Annotated in this window: 18 protein-coding genes and 1 pseudogene; 12 read left to right on the plus strand and 7 right to left on the minus strand. The window is 73.0% G+C overall.

Annotated features, from left to right (window positions below; all coding sequences use genetic code 11):
• Window positions 1-52: 52 nt before the first annotated feature.
• The 4 genes and pseudogenes from V2W30_RS35550 to V2W30_RS35565 all read right to left on the minus strand — a co-directional run bounded on the left by V2W30_RS35550 (window position 53) and on the right by V2W30_RS35565 (window position 3,570).
• Window positions 53-679 carry a D-arabinono-1,4-lactone oxidase gene (locus tag V2W30_RS35550; protein ID WP_338702707.1) on the minus strand — a complete coding sequence of 209 codons (627 nt, stop codon included), beginning with the start codon at window positions 677-679 and terminating at the stop codon, window positions 53-55.
• A gap of 275 nt (window positions 680-954) precedes the next feature.
• Window positions 955-1,356 (minus strand): annotated as a pseudogene (locus tag V2W30_RS41750) (FAD-binding protein); the annotation flags it as partial.
• The gene (locus tag V2W30_RS35560; RefSeq protein ID WP_338702709.1) at window positions 1,353-2,372 is read right to left on the minus strand and encodes an NAD-dependent epimerase/dehydratase family protein; all 1,020 of its coding nucleotides are present in this window, start codon (window positions 2,370-2,372) and stop codon (window positions 1,353-1,355) included. The pseudogene V2W30_RS41750 and the gene V2W30_RS35560, both read right to left, overlap by 4 nt.
• A gap of 43 nt (window positions 2,373-2,415) precedes the next feature.
• Window positions 2,416-3,570: a glycosyltransferase gene (locus V2W30_RS35565; protein WP_338702710.1), complete on the minus strand. Its 1,155-nt coding sequence runs from the start codon at window positions 3,568-3,570 to the stop codon at window positions 2,416-2,418.
• A 189-nt stretch (window positions 3,571-3,759) separates the two neighbouring features.
• Between V2W30_RS35565 and panD the strand changes: the two genes are divergently transcribed.
• The 5 genes from panD (at window position 3,760) to V2W30_RS35590 (ending at window position 6,071) form a co-directional block, all read left to right on the plus strand.
• Window positions 3,760-4,182 (plus strand): aspartate 1-decarboxylase, encoded by a 423-nt coding sequence (gene panD, locus V2W30_RS35570; protein ID WP_338702711.1) that lies wholly within the window; start codon window positions 3,760-3,762, stop codon window positions 4,180-4,182.
• Window positions 4,183-4,213: 31 nt separating this feature from the next.
• Window positions 4,214-4,576, plus strand: coding sequence for a GNAT family N-acetyltransferase (locus V2W30_RS35575; protein WP_338702712.1), 363 nt, complete (start codon window positions 4,214-4,216; stop codon window positions 4,574-4,576).
• Between the two features lie 25 nt (window positions 4,577-4,601).
• Window positions 4,602-5,252 carry an aspartate/glutamate racemase family protein gene (locus V2W30_RS35580; protein ID WP_338702713.1) on the plus strand — a complete coding sequence of 217 codons (651 nt, stop codon included), beginning with the start codon at window positions 4,602-4,604 and terminating at the stop codon, window positions 5,250-5,252.
• A gap of 75 nt (window positions 5,253-5,327) precedes the next feature.
• The gene (locus V2W30_RS35585; protein WP_338702714.1) at window positions 5,328-5,777 is read left to right on the plus strand and encodes a nitroreductase family deazaflavin-dependent oxidoreductase; all 450 of its coding nucleotides are present in this window, start codon (window positions 5,328-5,330) and stop codon (window positions 5,775-5,777) included.
• A gap of 84 nt (window positions 5,778-5,861) precedes the next feature.
• Window positions 5,862-6,071 carry a hypothetical protein gene (locus V2W30_RS35590; protein ID WP_338702715.1) on the plus strand — a complete coding sequence of 70 codons (210 nt, stop codon included), beginning with the start codon at window positions 5,862-5,864 and terminating at the stop codon, window positions 6,069-6,071.
• Window positions 6,072-6,074: 3 nt separating this feature from the next.
• Here the strand turns inward: V2W30_RS35590 and gndA are convergent, their stop codons facing one another.
• Window positions 6,075-7,514 (minus strand): NADP-dependent phosphogluconate dehydrogenase, encoded by a 1,440-nt coding sequence (gndA, locus tag V2W30_RS35595; protein ID WP_338702716.1) that lies wholly within the window; start codon window positions 7,512-7,514, stop codon window positions 6,075-6,077.
• A 133-nt stretch (window positions 7,515-7,647) separates the two neighbouring features.
• Here gndA and V2W30_RS35600 point away from each other — a divergent pair, with 133 nt between their 5' ends.
• The gene (locus V2W30_RS35600) at window positions 7,648-8,619 is read left to right on the plus strand and encodes an acetylxylan esterase (protein ID WP_338702717.1); all 972 of its coding nucleotides are present in this window, start codon (window positions 7,648-7,650) and stop codon (window positions 8,617-8,619) included.
• Between the two features lie 100 nt (window positions 8,620-8,719).
• Window positions 8,720-9,868: a transglycosylase family protein gene (locus tag V2W30_RS35605; RefSeq protein ID WP_338702718.1), complete on the plus strand. Its 1,149-nt coding sequence runs from the start codon at window positions 8,720-8,722 to the stop codon at window positions 9,866-9,868.
• 56 nt (window positions 9,869-9,924) lie between these two features.
• Here the strand turns inward: V2W30_RS35605 and V2W30_RS35610 are convergent, their stop codons facing one another.
• A complete protein-coding gene (locus V2W30_RS35610) occupies window positions 9,925-11,025 on the minus strand; it encodes a DMT family transporter (RefSeq protein WP_338702719.1) in 1,101 nt (366 codons plus the stop codon).
• A gap of 280 nt (window positions 11,026-11,305) precedes the next feature.
• Between V2W30_RS35610 and glgA the strand changes: the two genes are divergently transcribed.
• The 3 genes from glgA to V2W30_RS35625 are packed head-to-tail and all read left to right on the plus strand — an operon-like array spanning window position 11,306 to window position 13,893.
• Window positions 11,306-12,469, plus strand: a complete 1,164-nt coding sequence (gene glgA / locus V2W30_RS35615) for a glycogen synthase (RefSeq protein WP_338702720.1) — start codon at window positions 11,306-11,308, stop codon at window positions 12,467-12,469.
• 16 nt (window positions 12,470-12,485) lie between these two features.
• A complete protein-coding gene (gene glgC, locus V2W30_RS35620) occupies window positions 12,486-13,703 on the plus strand; it encodes a glucose-1-phosphate adenylyltransferase (protein ID WP_338702721.1) in 1,218 nt (405 codons plus the stop codon).
• A 16-nt stretch (window positions 13,704-13,719) separates the two neighbouring features.
• Window positions 13,720-13,893, plus strand: a complete 174-nt coding sequence (locus tag V2W30_RS35625; protein ID WP_338702722.1) for an acyl-CoA dehydrogenase family protein — start codon at window positions 13,720-13,722, stop codon at window positions 13,891-13,893.
• Here the strand turns inward: V2W30_RS35625 and V2W30_RS35630 are convergent.
• A complete protein-coding gene (locus tag V2W30_RS35630; RefSeq protein ID WP_338702723.1) occupies window positions 13,871-14,908 on the minus strand; it encodes an Lrp/AsnC family transcriptional regulator in 1,038 nt (345 codons plus the stop codon). The genes V2W30_RS35625 and V2W30_RS35630 overlap by 23 nt on opposite strands.
• Window positions 14,909-15,022: 114 nt before the next feature.
• On the opposite strand from V2W30_RS35630, the gene V2W30_RS35635 reads away from it, so the two are divergent.
• A complete protein-coding gene (locus V2W30_RS35635; protein WP_338702724.1) occupies window positions 15,023-16,225 on the plus strand; it encodes a M20 family metallopeptidase in 1,203 nt (400 codons plus the stop codon).
• Entirely contained in the window at window positions 16,222-17,670 is a 1,449-nt protein-coding gene (locus tag V2W30_RS35640; RefSeq protein WP_338702725.1) for an MFS transporter, read from the plus strand. Before V2W30_RS35635 ends, V2W30_RS35640 begins: the two co-directional genes overlap by 4 nt.
• Window positions 17,671-17,677: the final 7 nt, after the last annotated feature.

Genomic DNA, 17,677 nt, shown 5'->3' on the forward strand with positions numbered 1-17,677 from the left:
CCCCACCGTAACCGTGCGTGCGCGGCCCGGCGCTCCGGGTTGCTCCGGACGGTCAGGGGAGCTCGCCGGTGAGCAGGTGCCGCGCGTACGGCGACAGGAACAGCCCGTCCGGGTCGAGCGACGCGCGCACGCCCAGGAAGTCGTCCCAGCGGGGGTAGCGGGAGCGCAGCGCCGGTGCGTCGAGGCCGTGCAGCTTCGCCCAGTGCGGGCGCCCTCCCCCCTGGACGAGGACGTCCTCGGCGGCACGCAGCCAGCGCGCGCGTCCTGCCGTGCGCGGCACCGCGAGGTTGATCCACGCGGTCGGACGGCCGTGGGCCGGACCGAGCCAGGTCGTCTCGGCGGGGCCCGGCCGCAGCTCCATGGGCAGCGTCCCGGCGAAGCCCGCGCGGCGCAGTGCGGCGCGCAGGGCGGCCACGGTCCTCGGCAGGTCCTCCAGTGCGACGGCGTACTCCAGCGCGGCGAACCGCAGGCGCTGAGGGAAGACGAGGCTGAGGTGCGCCGGAGCCGTGCGGGGCGAGGGCGGTGCGGGCCAGGTGCGGACGGTCGCCCATCGCGCGGCCCGGGGCGGCAGGGGCACGCGGGACGCCACCGCGCGCGCCGTGGCGCGGGTGCGGCCGCGAAGGTCGGAACCGGCGGCGCCGGGTGCGGGGCCCGGCGCGGGGAGCGGTCCAGCGTGCACAGCCGGACCCGGTCACGCCAGGGGAACCAGAACGCCGACACGTGTTCGCCGCTGCGGGCCCAGCGCACGGGATCGTCCGTCAGCGCGTCCAGCGGGACGTCCTCCTCCCGGCGTACGAGCAGGTGGGTGGCGGTGCAGCGCAGGGTCACCCGGGTGATCACGCCGAGGACGCCCAGCGACAGGCTCAGGGCGGGCAGTCGCGGGTCGTCCGCGTCCACGTCGAGGACCGCTCCGGTCCCCGTGACGACCCGGACGCCCGCGACCTGGGCCGACAGCGACGCGTGCCGCCCGCCGCCGTGGGTGCCCGTCGCCACGGCCCCGGCCACGGTGGGCGCCGTCGTCGTCGCCAGGCCCTGCACCAGCAGCCCCCGGCGGTGCAGGGCGCCGGCCAGCTCACCCAGCGGCATGCCCGCCCCGACCGTCACCCGGACACCACCCGAAGCGGTCCGGTCCTCGACGGTGAGGGCCCGCAGCCCCCGGGTGTCGATCAGCAGCCCCGGCGAACACGCCAGGGGCGCGAACGAGTGCCCGGCCCCGACGGCCCGCACCGTCAGACCCCGCTCACGGGCCCGGCGGACCAGCGCGGCCACGTGGTCCTCGTCGCGGGCGAGGACGTACGCGAGCGGAGCGCACCGGGCGGTCCCGGCCCAGTTCGTCCACGTCCGACGGCGACTCATGCGCCGGGTGCCGCCGCGTCCGCGTTCGCCACCTGCTGGGCGATCCACGCGTAGGTGGGTTCGAGCCCCTGTGAGAGCGGGACGAGCGGCTCCCAGTCGAGCAGCGCACGGATCCGGGTGTTGTCACTGTTGCGCCCGTGGACGCCCTGCGGAGCGGAGAGGTCGTGGCGGTGCTCGAGACGGACGCCGGCGGTCTTCTCGATCAGCCGGGCGAGCTCGGTCACGGTGACCAGTTCACCGGTGCCCAGGTTCAACGGGTGATCGACGTCGCTGTCCATGATCCGCCGGATCCCCTCGACGCAGTCGTCGACGTACATGAAGGAGCGGGTACGGGTGCCGTCGCCCCACAGCTCGATCGCGTCGGCACCGTCGCGCAGGGCCCTCGCCACCTTGCGGCACAGGGCGGCGGGCGCCTTCTCGCGGCCGTCGTCCCACGAGCCGTGCGGGCCGTAGACGTTGTGGAAGCGGGCGATGCGTACGGTCAGACCGAAGTCCTCGGCGAAGTGCCGGCACATGCGCTCGGCGAACAGCTTCTCCCAGCCGTAGCCGTCCTCCGGCTGAGCCGGGTAGGCCATGTCCTCGCGCAGCGCCTCGACCCGTGCGTCGTCCTGCCGGTAGGCCGGGTACACGCAGGCCGAGGACGCGTAGAAGTACCGGCCGACGTCGTGCTCCCGCGCGGCGAGCAGCAGATGCGTGTTGATCAGCACCGACAGCATGCAGGCCGCTTTGTTGTGCTCGATGAAGCCGATGCCGCCCATGTCGGCGGCCAGGTTGTAGACGTCGTCGACGCCCTGTGCCGCGCGCCGGCACTCCTCGCGCAGCGCCAGGTCCGCGCGCTGGTTGTCGGCCGCGGGATGTCGTTGGTACCAGGCGTCGAACGGCTTGATGTCGACGGCGCGCACGCGTCTGCCCTCGGCGAGCAGCCGGGCGACGAGATGCCCGCCGATGAACCCTCCCGCTCCGGCCACGAGGACCGGGCCCCGCCGCTGCCGAGCCTGGACACTTTGTGCGGTCATTCGCTTCTCCCGTCGATTCGAACGGCCCGGAGGAGCGGGCCGGCTACAGCACCCGCGCGAAGCGGTCGGCGACGGCGGTGACATCGAACGCGTCACGCGCCCAGGTCCGTGCCGCGTCGGCGCACGCCGTGCGCACGGCGGGCTCGCGCAGCAGTCGCAGCGCGGCGTCGGTGAAACCCGTGGTGTCGCCCGGGTCGACCAGCGGGCCGCCGCCCGAGGCGGTGACGACGCGGGCGGTCTCGGTGCCCGACGGCGCCGCCACCAGCACACAGCGGCCGGCGGCCAGACAGGCGAGCAGCTTCGACGGCGCGGACACGGCGGCCGCCGCACGGGCCAGGGTGACGAGCGTGACGTCGGCGGCCGCGAGCATGGCGGGCACCTCGGCGTACGGGCGCAGGTCGAGGAGGGTGAGCCGGCTCAGCCCGTCCGCGCGGCACCGGCGCTCCAACAGTTCGCGCCCCGGGCCCTGACTGACGACGAAGACATGCCCGAGGCCCGCCCGCGCGCAGGCTGCGGCGAGATGGGCGAGCAGCTCAGGGGCGTGCCGCGCGTCGAGCGTGCCCGCGTACAGCAGGATCGGCTCACCCACGGCGACGAGGTCCGCCGCCGGGCCCCAGACGGGCGGGTCCGGGGCATCGGGGGCCGGGGTGTCGGCCCAGTTGCGGATGACGGTGACCCGGTGCGCCGCGACGCCGAGCGCCTGTGCGGCCGTGGCGAAGCCGTCCGTGACGGCGACCACGTGATCGCTGCCGCGCAGCGTCTCGGCCTCGACCGCGGCGGTGGCGGCGCCGACCCCGGTCGCGGCGCCGTAGAAGTCCTGCAACCAGTACACGTAGCGCCAGCCCCGCTCCCGGGCGAGCGCCAGCAAGCGGGCCTGGACGGAGGGTGCCGCGTTGCCCGACAACAGGGTCACCGGCCCCCGCGTCTCCCGTACGGCCGCCGCGCAGGCGTCCGTGACCGCCTCGCCGTACGCCGTGCCGCTCTCGCCGACGACGCCTCGTACGGTCACGCGGTCGCACCGAGCGGTCAACGTTCCGTGCGGGCCGACATGGTCCCCGCTGTAGAGGTGAGCGACCCGCCACCCCCGCCCGGCCAGCTCATGGCTGAGCCCGACGGGGAAGGGATGCCCCAGGAAGTCGTGGAGGATCAGCAACCGCTCCTGCCCCAAGGGGTCGCGCCCGACGGACCGCAGATTCACCCGCACCACGCTAGGACCACCGCTGACCAGCGGCGACTCGGACGGCCCCCGTCACAGCCGCGACCGGAACGGATCGGGGTATCCGCGCGCGTCACGAAGCCCCTTCGGGTCGAACACCTGTCGTTGTACAGTGATGGACGCCCTTGACCAGCAAAAAGCCGGCAGGGAGCCGTCCTCCAGGAGTCCAAAGTGCTGCGAACTCTGATGAAGTCCAAGATCCACCGGGCCACCGTCACCCAGGCCGACCTGCACTACGTCGGCTCGGTGACCATCGACGCCGATCTGCTCGACGCCGCCGATCTGCTGCCCGGCGAGCTGGTCCACATCGTCGACATCGACAACGGCGCCCGCTTGGAGACCTACGTCATCGAAGGCGAGCGCGGGTCGGGTGTCATCGGCATCAACGGTGCGGCCGCCCATCTCGTCCACCCGGGCGACCTCGTGATCATCATCAGTTACGCTCAGGTCGACGACGCCGAGGCGCGTTCGCTGCGGCCCCGGGTCGTGCACGTGGACCGGGACAACGCGATCGTGGCGCTCGGCGCGGACGCCTCCGAGCCGGCCCCCGGCGGCGACGCGATGCGCAGCCCCCAGGCGGTGCCGGCCGGCTGACCGCCGCCCCTCAGGAACCGAGGAGAGCCCCGTGAGCCCCACCAGCGACATCGAGATCCACGACGACCGCGACCGGGGCCTCCTCCAGGCCCGCGTCGGTGGCGCCGAGGGCGAAGTCGTCGGCCACATCCAGTACTTCGTGCTCGAAGCGCCGCAGCGTGCTCTCGTCCCGGTGCACACCGTCGTGGCGCCGGAGCACGAGGGCAAGGGCATCGCGGGCTCGCTCGCCCGGGAGCTGTACGGGATCGCGGCGCGCGAGACGATCGCCGTCGCGCCGCTGTGCTCGTTCGTCGTGCGGTGGGCCGAGCGGCACCCCGGCGAGGCGCCCGCCGCCTCCACCGAGCTGCTGCTCGCGGCCAAGGAAGCGCTCGAGGCCGACCCCGCCAAGTGGTGACGCGGCACCCCCGTAGGGTTTGGGCATGACCCTGACACTGCTGCACACCTCCGCGGTCCACATCCCCGTCTTCGAGGCGCTGCGCGCGGCCCACCACCCGGGCCTCGCCCTGCGGCACGTCGTGCGCGAGGAACTGCTCGTGCGGGCCGGTGTCGAGGGCCCCGAAGCCGTCGCCGACGAGCTGCGCGGGCTCCTCGAAGAGGCCGCGCGCGACGGCGCGGACGCCGTGCTGTGCACCTGCTCGACCATCGGCGGCGTCGCGGAGGGCCTCGCCGGCACCGTGGGCGTGCCCGTGCTGCGCGTGGACCGCCCGATGGCGGCGCGGGCCGTCGCCGCCGGATCGCGGATCACCGTCGTCGCCACGGTGCGCAGCACCCTCGAACCGACCGTCGCCCTGGTCGAGGCGGAGGCGGACCGCGCCGGACGCCCGGTCGACGTGCGGACCGTGTTCGTCGACGGGGCCTGGGAGCGGTTCCTGGCGGGGGACCGCGACGGCTACCTCGACCTCGTGGCCGCCGCGCTCGACGGCATCGCCGACGCCGACGCGATCGTCCTCGCGCAGGCATCCCTCACCGACGCCGCCGACCGCACCGGCACCAGCATCCCCGTACTCTCCAGTCCCCGCCCCGGCCTGGACGCCGCCGCCGCGGAATACGCGAACGCCCGGCAGGCTTGACACCCGCGACACAGCAGAGCGCCGAGAAGCACGAGAGACCGCGAGACGAGAAGCACTCACCGAGGAGGAAGCGGTATGGCCGACCACGACAGCGACACCGACGTCGTCATCAGTCCCACCGGATGGGTCGCCGACCAGGCCCGCAGGTACGAGGAGTCCGGCGGCACCAAGGGCACCACCATCCAGGGGGTGCAGTGTCTGCTCCTCGACTACAAGGGACGCACGTCGGGCCAGTGGCGGCGCACCGTCCTGATCTACGGGCGGGACGGCGACGACTACCTGATCGTGGCCTCGTACGGCGGAGCCGACCAGCACCCGCAGTGGTACCTGAACCTCCAGGCGAACCCGGACGTCCGGCTGCGCGTCGGCACGGAGCGCTTCGCCGCGCGCGCCGAGACCCTGCCCGCCGAGGAGAAGGCGCGGGTCTGGGACTCGCTGGTCGAGCTGTTCCCGCAGTACGCGCAGTACCAGAAGAAGACCAGCCGTGACATCCCCGTCGTGCGCCTGGTCAGGACCGAGAGCTGACGTCACGCGTGGACTCGGCGGGCGTGGGCACGCGACCCGGGAGACAGTGGACAGGACCCCCTCCGAACCGCTGGAGGCACGACCATGACCCACCCGTTCCCCGATCCCGTCCCGCCGACCCCCACTCCCGGCCCGGGCCCGGGACCGGACGTCCCGGACCCGGTGCCGCTCCCGGACCCGTTCCCGGCGCCCGAGCCCCGGCCCGTGCCGGAGCCCTCGCCGTCGCCGGTGCCGCCGCGGCCGAACCCGGAGCCCGAGCCCGCACCGCCGCAGCCCGAGCCGTCGCCGGTGTGAGCCCTACGCCCCGACCTCGGAGCGGTCACCGCCCCACAGCGTGTGGAACGACCCTTCGCGGTCGGTGCGCCGGTACGTGTGCGCGCCGAAGAAGTCCCGCTGGCCCTGCGTGAGCGCGGCCGGCAGCCGCTCGGCGCGCAGCGCGTCGTAGTACGCGAGAGCCGCGGCGAAGCCCGGCGTGGGCACGCCCTGCGTGGTCGCCGCGACCAGGACGGCACGCCAGTCGTCCTGCGCCGCGGCGATCTCGTCGGCGAACCCCTTGTCGGACAGGAGCGACACCAGCTCCGGCTCCGCCTCGTACGCCGCCGTGATCCGGTCGAGGAAGGCCGCGCGGATGATGCAGCCACCGCGCCAGATCCGGGCCACCGCACCGGAGTCGATGTTCCACTCGTACGTCTCGCTGCCCGCGGCGATCTCGTGGAAGCCCTGCGTGTAGGACACGATCTTCGAGGCGTACAGGGCCTGTTCGACCTGGTCGGCGAAGGCGGCGGCCTCGGACTCGCTCAGCGCCCGCGCCGTCGGACCCGCCAACTCCTTCGACGCGGCGCGCAGTTCGGCGTGCCCGGACAGCGAGCGCGCGAACACCGCCTCCGCGATGCCGGACACCGGCACCCCGAGGTCGAGCGCGATCTGCACCGTCCAACGGCCGGTGCCCTTCTGCTCGGCCTGGTCCTGGACGACGTCCACGAAGGGCTTCCCGGTGGCCTCGTCCACGTGCGACAGGACCTCGGCCGTGATCTCGATCAGGTAGGAGTCGAGGCGTCCCGTGTTCCACGTCCGGAAGATGTCGGCGATCTGCGCGGGGGAGTACCCGGCCACGTCGCGCAGCAACTGGTAGGCCTCGCCGATGAGCTGCATGTCGGCGTACTCGATGCCGTTGTGCACCATCTTCACGAAGTGACCCGCGCCGTCGGGGCCCACGTGCGTGACGCAGGGCGCGCCGTCCTTCGCCTTCGCGGAGATCTTCTCCAGCATCGGACCGAGCGAGTCGTACGACTCCACGCTGCCGCCGGGCATGATGCTCGGCCCGTGCAGCGCGCCCTCCTCGCCGCCGGAGACGCCGGTGCCGACGAAGTGGATGCCCTGCTCGCGCAGCTCCTTCTCGCGGCGGCGGGTGTCCGCGAAGTGCGCGTTGCCCCCGTCGACGATCATGTCGCCGGGCTCCAGGAGCGGCGCGAACTCCTTGATCACCGCGTCCGTGGGCTCACCCGCCTTGACCATGATCACCAGTCGTCGCGGGCGCTCCAGGGCGGCGACGAACTCCTCGGCCGTCTCCGTCGGGACGAAGATGCCCTCCTCGCCGAACTCCTGCACCAGCGCGTGCGTACGGGACGCCGTGCGGTTGTGGAGGGCGACGGCGTATCCGTTGCGGGCGAAATTGCGGGCGAGGTTGCGCCCCATGACAGCGAGCCCCGTGACACCGATCTGGGCTGTAGTGCTCATTCCTGTCGCTCCCGGGTCGATCTGGATTGATCTTGCGTGGAAAAATGAACGATCTTGTTTATTTGTCGCGCGTCGGCGGTTAGCGTTGCCGCTGACGCCCCCACGTGAACTCTCTACGAAACCGGAGCCGCGCGTGCCTCATTTCGACCTGCCGATCGACGAACTGCGTGCCTACAAGCCCGCGTCGACGGCACCCGAAGACTTCGACGCCTTCTGGGAGAAGACCCTGGCCGAGGCCAGGGAGTACGACCTCGACGCGCGCTTCGAGCCCGTGGACGTCCCGTACTCGGCGGTCGATGTGTACGACGTTACGTACGCCGGCTTCGGAGGGCATCCCGTGAAGGGCTGGCTCGTCCTGCCCGCGGGCACCACCGAGCCGATACCGGCCGTGGTCGAGTACATCGGCTACAACGGCGGCCGGGGCCTGCCGCACACCCACCTCAGGTGGGCCGCCGCCGGGTTCGCGCACTTCGTGATGGACACCCGCGGCCAGGGCAGCGGCGGCTCCGTCGGCGACACCCCCGACCCGGTCGGCAGCACGCCGTCCGTCGCGGGCTTCATGACCCGCGGCATCCAGGACCCGCACGACTACTTCTACCGGCGCGTCTACACCGACGCCGTGCGCGCCGTCGACGCGGCCCGCTCGCACCCCCTGATCGACGCCTCCCGGGTCGCCGTGACCGGCGGCAGCCAGGGCGGCGGCATCACCATCGCGGTGGCCGGACTCGTGCCGGACCTGAAGGCGGCCGCCCCCGACGTGCCGTTCCTGTGCCACTTCGGGCGCGCGGCCACGCTCACCGAGCGTCACCCGTACCGCGAGATCGCGCTCTACCTCAAGGCGCACATCGGCGAGGACGAGCGCGTCTTCCGGACGCTCTCGTACTTCGACGGCATGAACTTCGCGGCCCGCGCCACGGCCCCCGGTCTGTTCTCGGCGGCCCTGGAGGACCTGACCTGCCCGCCGTCGACGGTCTTCGCCGCGTACAACCACTGGGCGGGCGCCGAGCGCTCCATGGAGGTCTACGCCTTCAACGACCACGAGGGCGGCGGCGCCTTCCAGCAGGCGGTCCAACTCGACTGGATCCCAGGGCACTTGAGGGGCTGAAACACGCCAGGGTGGCTTGGGACACTCTTGTCATGACTGCGTAGGAGCGGCTAATTTGCCGCTCCTACGTGTGCCTGTACGGGTACCAGAGGGGGCTTTCATGGCGTTACGTGGCCGGCACCGCAGGTATCAGCCGAGCCGGGTCAACCGTGCCTCGCTCACCGTGACCGTCGGCGGCGCGGGCATCGCCATCCCGCTGATCGGCGCGGGCCCGGCCCAGGCCGCGGACGAGGCGACGTGGAACAAGGTCGCCGCGTGCGAGTCCTCCGGCAACTGGTCCATCAACACCGGCAACGGCTACTACGGCGGGCTCCAGTTCACCCGCTCGACCTGGGCCGCGTACGGCGGCACGGCCTACGCGCCGCGCGCCGACCTCGCCACCAAGGACCAGCAGGTCGCCGTCGCCGAGAAGGTGCTCAAGGGCCAGGGGCCCGGCGCCTGGCCGGTCTGCTCGCAGCGCGCGGGCCTGACCCGGGAGCCGGTCCGCACGGTCCGCGACGTCAAGGACGTCAAACCCGAGGTCATCCCGCAGTCCACCGCGGGCCGGGGCGAGACGTACACCGTGCTCGGCGGCGACACCCTCTCCGGCATCGCGGACGCCCGCAAGGTGCGCGGCGGCTGGGAGCGCCTGTACCAGGCCAACCGCACGGTGATCGGCGGCGACCCGGACCTGATCGTTCCCGGCCAGCGCCTCTCGCTGCCGAAGGGCGCCGCTCCCGGCGGAACGGCGACCAAGACGCAGCCCCAGAGGACCGAACCGGCCGAGAAGGCGAAGACCCGGACCAAGACCGAGGCCGGGACCAAGGCGAGGACCGGGACGGGTACCGCGGAGAAGGCGACCGCGGGCGGCGCCGTCGCCCCCGTCAGCGCCTCCCTCGGCACCCCGTACCACGCGGCCGGTTCCTCCTGGTCGAAGGGCTACCACACGGGAGTCGACTTCGCCGTGCCCACCGGGACGTCCGTCAAGGCCGTCGCCGCGGGCCAGGTCGTCTCGGCCGGGTGGGGCGGCTCGTACGGCTACGAGGTCGTGATCCGGCACGCCGACGGCAAGTACAGCCAGTACGGCCACCTGTCCGCGCTGTCCGTGAAGAGCGGGCAGCGCGTCGTGCAGGGGCAGCGGATCGCCCGCTCCGGCTCCACGGGCAACAGCACGGGCCCGCATCTGCACTTCGAGGTGCGGACCGGGCCCGGATTCGGCAGTGACGTCGACCCGCTCGCGTATCTGCGGGCCCACGGCGTCAGGATCTAGTCGGATCCTGACGGGATCCAGTCGGGATCCCGACTGGATCCAGGGGCGGGCGGGCGTCAGGACCGGGCGTTCTCGACCTTCCACTCGCCGCACGGTGGTCGCGGGCTCCTCGGCATGGCCTCCAGGCCCGCCGGGCTGTCCGGCACCACGGACGACGCCATCGAGCACATCGTCTGCTCACCGGACACCGCCTGCGCCGCCGATACCGACCGCGCCTCGGACACCGACCGCGCCTGGGGCATCGACGGTGTCGTCGGCGTCGGCGTCGGCGTCGGCGTCGGCTGCGCCGCGCTCGGGATGCTCACCGTCGGCTCGGCCGTCGGGCGGCCTGTGCCGATACGCTCCGTCGTCAGCAGGATCAGACCGCCGGCCGCCACGACGCCGCAGCCCAAGGCCAGCACGGTGCCGATCGTTCCGTAGCGGAACGACTCCCCGAACAGGGTCAGGCCGACGACTGCCGCCGCGACCGGGTTCACCACGGTCGCCGTCGCCAGCGGCACCGCGAGGCCCGCGCCCCGGTAGGAGGCCTGCGACAGGAGCATGCCGGTCGTGGCCAGCCCCGCGATGGCCAGCAGGCTGCCGAGCTGCGCCAGCGGGCTGCCGGACCAGTCGACGGCCACCGACTTCGTGAACACCGAGGCCATGCCGAACGCCCCGCCCGCCGCGACGGCCAGCAGCACCGACCGCACCACCGGGTGCCGGTGCGCGGCCCGCGCCGACGTCATCAGGACCAGCACGCCACCGGCCGTCACCAGACCGACCATGAGCCGCTCGGTGCCGCCCAGCGACTGGTCGGACGCCGAGGGCCCCGTCAGCGCCAGCAGACCCGCGAGACCCACGGTCGCCATGACCGCCCCGCGCCAGGCGGTGGCTCCTGCCCGACGCCCCACGAGCAGGGCCGCCATCGGCAGCGCGAGGACGATCGTCAGGGCGCCCAGCGGCTGCACCAGGCTCAGCGGCCCGTACGCCAGCGCGACGACGTGCAGCAGCGCGCCCAGACCGTTCAGACACCCCGCTCCCCACCACGCGGGCCTGCGCAACGGCGCGTACGCCGACGCGGGGGAGGTCTCCGCCACCCGCTCCTGCACGATCGCGCCGCCCGCGTAGGCGACCGCCGAGACCAGCGAGAGCAGCACGGACAGCGCCAGGGCACTCATGTGGCCCTCCTGGCGGTGCGGTGCGGCGAACGGTCCGTTTTCATACCTCCACGATCTCTCGCCGAGGCGGTTCTGTCGTCCGACCGGAGAAGGCATTGGGTCCTACTGCCGATGGAGTACGCCGGGTCCTGAGTCATCCCCAGGGCGGGTGCCCGCGGTACTCCGGAGGGCTTCGTGCCGTCCGCACCCTTTCGCGCGGGGCGGTCCATGGGTGACCATGAGGTGCGAATCGATCCTGACGATGTGAGCGAGTGTTGCCGACCGACGACGGGGGCCGCGCGTGCGAGTGGGACTGCTCACCAGGGAGTATCCGCCGGACGTCTACGGCGGTGCCGGGGTCCATGTCGAGTTCCTGGCGCGGGAGTTGCGCCCGCTCGTCGACCTCGACGTCCACACCTGGGGTGAGGGCGCGGGCGAGGGCGTGCGCCGCCACCGCGCCTGGCCGGCGCTCGACGGGGCCAACGACGCGCTGCGCACCCTCTCCGTGGACCTGTCCATCGCCGCCGCCCTCGAAGGCCGCGAGCTGGTCCACTCGCACACCTGGTACACCGCCCTCGCCGGTCACCTCGGCGCGCTCCACCTGGGCATACCGCACGTGATGACCGCTCACTCCCTGGAGCCGCTGCGCCCCTGGAAGGCCGAGCAGCTCGGCGGCGGTTACGCACTGTCGGCATGGGCCGAACGCACGGCGATCGAAGCGGCGGACGGCGTGATCGCCGTGTCCCGCGCGATGCGCGACGACATCCTCGCCTGCTACCCGGCCCTGGAACCCAAGCGCGTCCGCGTCGTGCACAACGGCATCGACGTGTCCCTGTACCGCGCCGACCCCGGTACCGACGTGCTGCGCCGCTTCGGCGTCGACCCACAGCGCCCGTACGTGCTCTTCGTCGGCCGGATCACCCGCCAGAAGGGCGTGCCGCATCTGCTGCGCGCGGCCCGCGACCTGGTCAAGGACGCGCAGCTGGTGCTGTGCGCGGGGGCTCCGGACACCCCGGAGATCGGCCGGGAGTTCCGGGAACTGGTCGAGGAGTTGAAGCGGACCAGGGACGGGGTGCGCTGGATCCCGTCCATGCTGCCGCGCTCCGAGGTCGTCCAACTCCTCACGCACGCCTCGGTGTTCGTCTGCCCCTCGGTGTACGAGCCGCTCGGCATCGTCAATCTGGAGGCGATGGCGTGCGGTACCGCGGTCGTCGCCTCCCGGGTCGGCGGCATCCCCGAAGTGGTCGAGGACGGCGCGAGCGGGCTGCTCGTCCCCTATGCCGAGCGGAACCCGGAGGCCTTCGAGGCGGGCCTGGCCGCGGCGCTGAACCAGGTGGTCGCCGACCCCGGCACGGCGCGGCGGATGGGCGAGGCGGGACGGGAGCGGGCCGCGGCGGAGTTCGGCTGGGACGCGGTCGCCCGGCGCACGGTCGAGGTGTACCAGGAGATTCTCAACGGGACGTGACACACAGGGGGTTGGGATGCGTGGTGGGCCTTCGGTGCTCGGGATCGTACTGGCGGGAGGGGAGGGCAAGCGGCTGATGCCGCTCACCGCCGACCGGGCGAAACCGGCGGTGACGTTCGGCGGCACGTACCGGCTCGTCGACTTCGTCCTGTCGAACCTGGTGAACGGCGACATCCTGCGCATCTGCGTCCTGACGCAGTACAAGTCGCACTCGCTCGACCGGCACGTCACGACGACGTGGCGGATGTCGAGCCTGCTCGGCAACTACGTCACCCCGGTCCCGGCGCAGCAGCGGCTCGGCCCGCGCTGGTACTCGGGGAGCGCCGACGCGATCCTTCAGTCCCTGAACCTCGTCCACGACGAACAGCCTGACTACATCGCGGTGTTCGGCGCCGACCACGTGTACCGGATGGACCCGCGGCAGATGCTCGCGCAGCACATCGAGTCCGGTGCGGGCGTCACCGTGGCGGGCATCCGCGTGCCCCGCGCCGAGGCGTCGTCGTTCGGCATCATCACGCCGGCCCGCGACGGCACGCGCGTCGACGCCTTCCTGGAGAAGCCCACCGACCCGCCGCCGCTGCCCGGCACCCCGAACGAGGTGTTCGCCTCGATGGGCAACTACCTCTTCACCACGAAGACCCTCATCGACGCGCTCCAGACCGACGCCGAGGACGACGAATCGGCGCACGACATGGGCGGTTCGATCCTGCCCATGCTCACCGAGCGCGGCGTCGCCCAGCTCTACGACTTCGACGGCAACCACGTGCCGGGGGAGAGCGAGCGCGACCACGGCTACTGGCGCGACGTCGGCACCCTCGACGCCTACTACGACGCCCACATGGACCTCATCTCGGACCACCCGGTCTTCAACCTGGACAACCGCCGCTGGCCGATCTACACGCATCCCGGGCAGCTGCCGCCCGCCAGGTTCTGCGCCGGGGGCATCGCGAGCGACTCGATTGTCAGCCCCGGCTGCGTGATCCGCGGCCAGGTCACCCGTTCCGTGCTCTCGCCGGGCGTCACGATCGAGGACGGCGCGGTGGTCCAGGGCTCGGTGCTGCACGACAACGTACGGGTGGGCAGGGGAGCGGTGGTCCGCGGCGCGGTCCTCGACAAGAACGTGGAGGTCCCGTCCGGTGCGACGATCGGCGTCAACCCCGGCCGCGACGCCGAGCTGTACACGGTGTCCCGGGCCGGGGTGATCGCCCTGGGGAAGGGCCAAGCCGTCCGCTGACGCCTCAGTCCCTGTCGTGGCCCGGCTTCGGGGGGCTGCCCTCGAAGCCGTTGGCCCAGTAGCGGCCCCGCAGCGACAGGTCGAGGAGCATCTCCGGCGGCTGCGCATGTTCCGGGTGCTGACCGGGTCCTCCGAGATCCAGAAGAACGGCATCGCGCGGAACCTGCTCATGCCGCGCCCACCTGCCTGACATCGATCGGCACCGCGCCGGTCCGGTACCCGCGCTCGTCCAGCAGGGCCCCGTTGAGCTTCATCGGCCACAGGGCCACCGCCCGGTCGATCACCGTAAGAGCGGGCAGCCGCTCGGCGAGCCGGACCTCGAAGCGCTGCGTGTCGTCCAGCGAACGGACCCATGCGATCACCTTGAGGTTGTGGCGGCCGATCACCCCCGCGCACAGCCGCACCTCACGCGCCCCCGTGACCTGCTCGGCGACCGCCCGCAGCTCGCCGGGCGCCGTCCGGCCCCACAGGATCAGCGACACCGGCCACTCGGAGAGCGGGCGGGCCACCTCGCAGCGGGTCTGCGCCATGCCCGACGCGAGCAGCCGGTTCACCCGGCGGCGCACCGTGTCCGGGCTCGCACCGCAGCGCTCGGCCAGCGCACGGTGGGTCGCCCTGCCGTCCACCGACAGCTCGGCGAGCAACGCGCTGTCCAGATCGGTCAGTTCGAAGACCGGCGTGTCCCCGCGCGCCGGGGCCGACTCGGTCAGCCGGACGATCTGCGCGGAGTCGAGGGCGCGCAGCCGCCACCGGCTGCCCTCCGTGTAGACGGTGCTCGCGAGGTGGGTGCGGGTCGCGACGATGCCCGCCAGCGAGCCGAGCCGGTGTGTCACCCAGTGGGTGAGCGCCGAAAGACGCGGCGCGAGCACCGTCAGGAGGAGGTCGCGGCCGCCACTGACGTGCTCGACCGCGACGACGTGCCGCTCCGCGGCGAGCGCGTGGGCGACGGCGGACAGCCGGCCGTTCGCGCAGTCGACCTCGACGAACGCCAGGCACCCCTGGCCGGACTCGGCGAGGGCCGGCGCCGGATGACAGCCGACCCAGGCGGCGCCCGCCTCGGTCAGCCGGCTCCAGCGACGGGCCACCGTCACCGGATCCACCCCGATCGCCGCGCCGATCCGCGCCCACCCGGCGCGCGGCGCGATCTGGAGGGCGTGCACGAGGGCCTGATCCAGGTCGTCGAGCGCCCCGCCGAATTCCTGCACGACCGCTCCACTCCTGCGTTTTCCCTGCGATCTGAGAGCCGTTCCTGCGCCAGGGCCACACCCTGACGCCCATCCCCGCCGTCCCGCCGGACCGTACCAGGAGGTTCCTCCCTCATGTCGATCACCGCACGCGCCCGGGAACTCCAGCCCGACCTCGTCGAGCTGCGCCGCAGCCTGCACCGCGACCCCGAACTCGGCCTCGCCCTGCCCCGCACCCAGGAGAAGGTCCTCGCCGCCCTCGAAGGACTGCCCCTGGAGATCACCACCGGCACGGCCCTCGGCTCCGTCACCGCCGTCCTGCGCGGCGGCAGGCCCGGCGGCGCCGTCCTGCTGCGCGGTGACATGGACGCCCTGCCCGTCACCGAGAACAGCGGCGTCCCGTACGCCTCCCAGGTCACCGGCGCCATGCACGCCTGCGGCCACGACCTGCACACCGCCGGACTCGTCGGCGCCGCGACCCTCCTCGCCGAGCGGCGCGAACACCTCCACGGCGACGTCGTGTTCATGTTCCAGCCCGGCGAGGAGGGGCACAACGGCGCGGGCCTGATGATCGAGGAGGGCGTCCTCGACGCGGCGGGCAAGCCGCTCGACGCCGCCTTCGCCCTGCACGTCGCCGCGAACCGGCTGCCCGGCGGCATGGTCGCCACCCGCCCCGGCACCGTCACCTCCGCCTCCGACGTCCTGCGCGTCACCGTGCGCGGCGCGGGCGGCCACGGCTCCACCCCGTACAGCGCCAAGGACCCGATCCCGGTGGCCTGCGAGATCGTCACCGCGATCCAGAACTGGGTCACCCGCCGCTTCGACCTGTTCGACCCGGTCGTCGTCACCGTCGGCACCTTCCACGCCGGCACCCAGCAGAACGTCATCCCCGAGACCGCCACCTTCGAGGCCACCGTGCGCAGCTACTCCGAGGCCGCCCACGCGCGCCTCATCGAGGGCCTGCCCCGCCTCGTCAGCGGCATCGCCGAGGCGCACGGCATCGAGGCCGAGGTGACCTACCACGTGCAGTACCCGGTCACCGTCAACGAACCGGGCGAGACCTCGTTCGCCCTCGACACCGCCCGCGAACTCCTCGGCCCCACCCAGGTGTGGCAGGCCCCCGACCCGGCCAACGGCTCCGAGGACTTCGCGTTCGTCCTCCAGCGCGTCCCCGGCGTGATGCTCCTCGTCGGCGCGGCGCCCGACGGCGTCGACGCCATGACCGCGCCCATGAACCACTCGCCGAAGGCCGTCTTCGACGACACCGTCCTCCAGCGCCAGGCCGCTCTGCTCACCGTGCTCGCCGAGGAGCGCCTCAAGCGTGGAGCGGCCGCGTGAGCGCCCCCTCCGCGGCCCCCGCGAAGGGCACCGCCGAAGTGCGCGCCGTCGTGGGACTCCTCATCGCCTTCGAGCTGGTCAGCGGCTTCCTCCAGGGCGCCGCCGTGCCGCTCGTCCCGCAGATCCAGGACTGGCAGGGCATCAGCACCGGCCAGGCCCAGTGGGTCACCACCGTGCAGTACCTGGCCGCCGCGATCAGCGTCCCCGCGTTCGGACGCCTCGGCGACCTGTACGGACACCGGCGCCTGATCCGGATCGCGCTCGGCTCCATCGCCCTGGGCACGGTCCTCGTCGCGGCCGCCCCCGGTCTGGGCGTCCTGCTCCTCGGCCGTGCCCTGATGGGCCCGCTCGCCGCGCTGCTTCCGCTGGAGATCGGTCTCGTACGGGACCGGCTCAGCGTCGACGGCGGGCGCCGGGCCGTCGGACTCCTGGTCGGCTCGCTGACCCTCGGGACCGTCCTCGGCCATGCTCTCGCCGGACCGCTGCTCAGCCTCCTCGGCGATCTGCGCGCGACGCTCGTCGCCCTCGCGGTGCTCGCCGTGTGCTGCGTCGCGCTCTCCTTCGTGGCCGTGCCCGAGTCACGCACCCGGGCCGAGGGCCGTATGGACTGGTCGGGCGCGGTGCTGCTCGCGCTCGCCCTGGTCCTGCTGCTCGGCACCGTCTCGCGCGGCACCGCCTGGGGCTGGCTCTCGGTGCCCACCCTCGGCGGACTGCTGCTCGCCGTCGCGCTGCTCACCGTGTGGGCCCGGCTCCAACTCGTCCGCCCGCACGCCCTGGTGGACGTGCGGGCCCTGGTGCGGCGGCACAGTGCCCCGTATTACGCGTCCGGGTTCGTGCTCGGCGGTGTGATGCTCGGCGGGCAGACCGTCGCCGTCAGCTTCATGGCCGCCTCGCCCGCCGACGAGGGCTACGGCTTCGACCTCGCGCCCTGGCAGATCAGCCTGTACGGCGTCGTCCCGAACATCATGGCGTTCGTCGGCTCGGCCCTGTGCGCGTCCTTCGCGGCGAGGATCGGCTACCGGCGGCTGCTGCTCGTGGCGTTCGCCCTGCTCGCGGCCGGATACGCGGGCCAGATCGCCGGACACTCCGCGCTGGTGCCGTTCGTCGCGGGCGGCGCGCTCGTCGGTGTCGGCGCCGGGTTCGCGCTCGGCGGACTGCCCACCGTGATCGTGGAGCGCAGCGCCACCGACCGCACCGCGAGCTCGACGGCCGTCTACAACAACCTGAAGACGCTCGGCGGCAGCGTCGGCGGCGCCGCCTTCTCCGTCGCCCTCGGCTCCCTCGTCATCGGCACGACGGACACCCCGGCGCTCACCGCCTACCTGTCCATCTGGACCGGAGCCGCCGCGGCCTGCGTCCTCGCCCTCCTCGTCCAACTCGCCCCGCATGCCAAGGAGCCCACGACGTCGATACCCCGCCGGCCGGCCGGAGATCTGCCCTTGTGAGCGGAGA

Origin of the sequence: Streptomyces sp. Q6 (assembly GCF_036967205.1) — a bacterium.
Taxonomy (GTDB): domain Bacteria; phylum Actinomycetota; class Actinomycetes; order Streptomycetales; family Streptomycetaceae; genus Streptomyces; species Streptomyces citrinus.

What these genes read in the sequence shown, in the direction of transcription:
- V2W30_RS35605 (WP_338702718.1), top strand. Translation starts at nt 8,720, where the DNA reads ATGGCGTTACGTGGCCGGCACCGCAGGTATCAGCCGAGCCGGGTCAAC.
- V2W30_RS35635 (WP_338702724.1), top strand. Translation starts at nt 15,023, where the DNA reads ATGTCGATCACCGCACGCGCCCGGGAACTCCAGCCCGACCTCGTCGAG.
- V2W30_RS35585 (WP_338702714.1), top strand. Translation starts at nt 5,328, where the DNA reads ATGGCCGACCACGACAGCGACACCGACGTCGTCATCAGTCCCACCGGA.
- V2W30_RS35610 (WP_338702719.1), bottom strand. Translation starts at nt 11,025, where the DNA reads ATGAGTGCCCTGGCGCTGTCCGTGCTGCTCTCGCTGGTCTCGGCGGTC.
- V2W30_RS35560 (WP_338702709.1), bottom strand. Translation starts at nt 2,372, where the DNA reads ATGACCGCACAAAGTGTCCAGGCTCGGCAGCGGCGGGGCCCGGTCCTC.
- V2W30_RS35590 (WP_338702715.1), top strand. Translation starts at nt 5,862, where the DNA reads ATGACCCACCCGTTCCCCGATCCCGTCCCGCCGACCCCCACTCCCGGC.
- gndA (WP_338702716.1), bottom strand. Translation starts at nt 7,514, where the DNA reads ATGAGCACTACAGCCCAGATCGGTGTCACGGGGCTCGCTGTCATGGGG.
- V2W30_RS35580 (WP_338702713.1), top strand. Translation starts at nt 4,602, where the DNA reads ATGACCCTGACACTGCTGCACACCTCCGCGGTCCACATCCCCGTCTTC.
- glgC (WP_338702721.1), top strand. Translation starts at nt 12,486, where the DNA reads ATGCGTGGTGGGCCTTCGGTGCTCGGGATCGTACTGGCGGGAGGGGAG.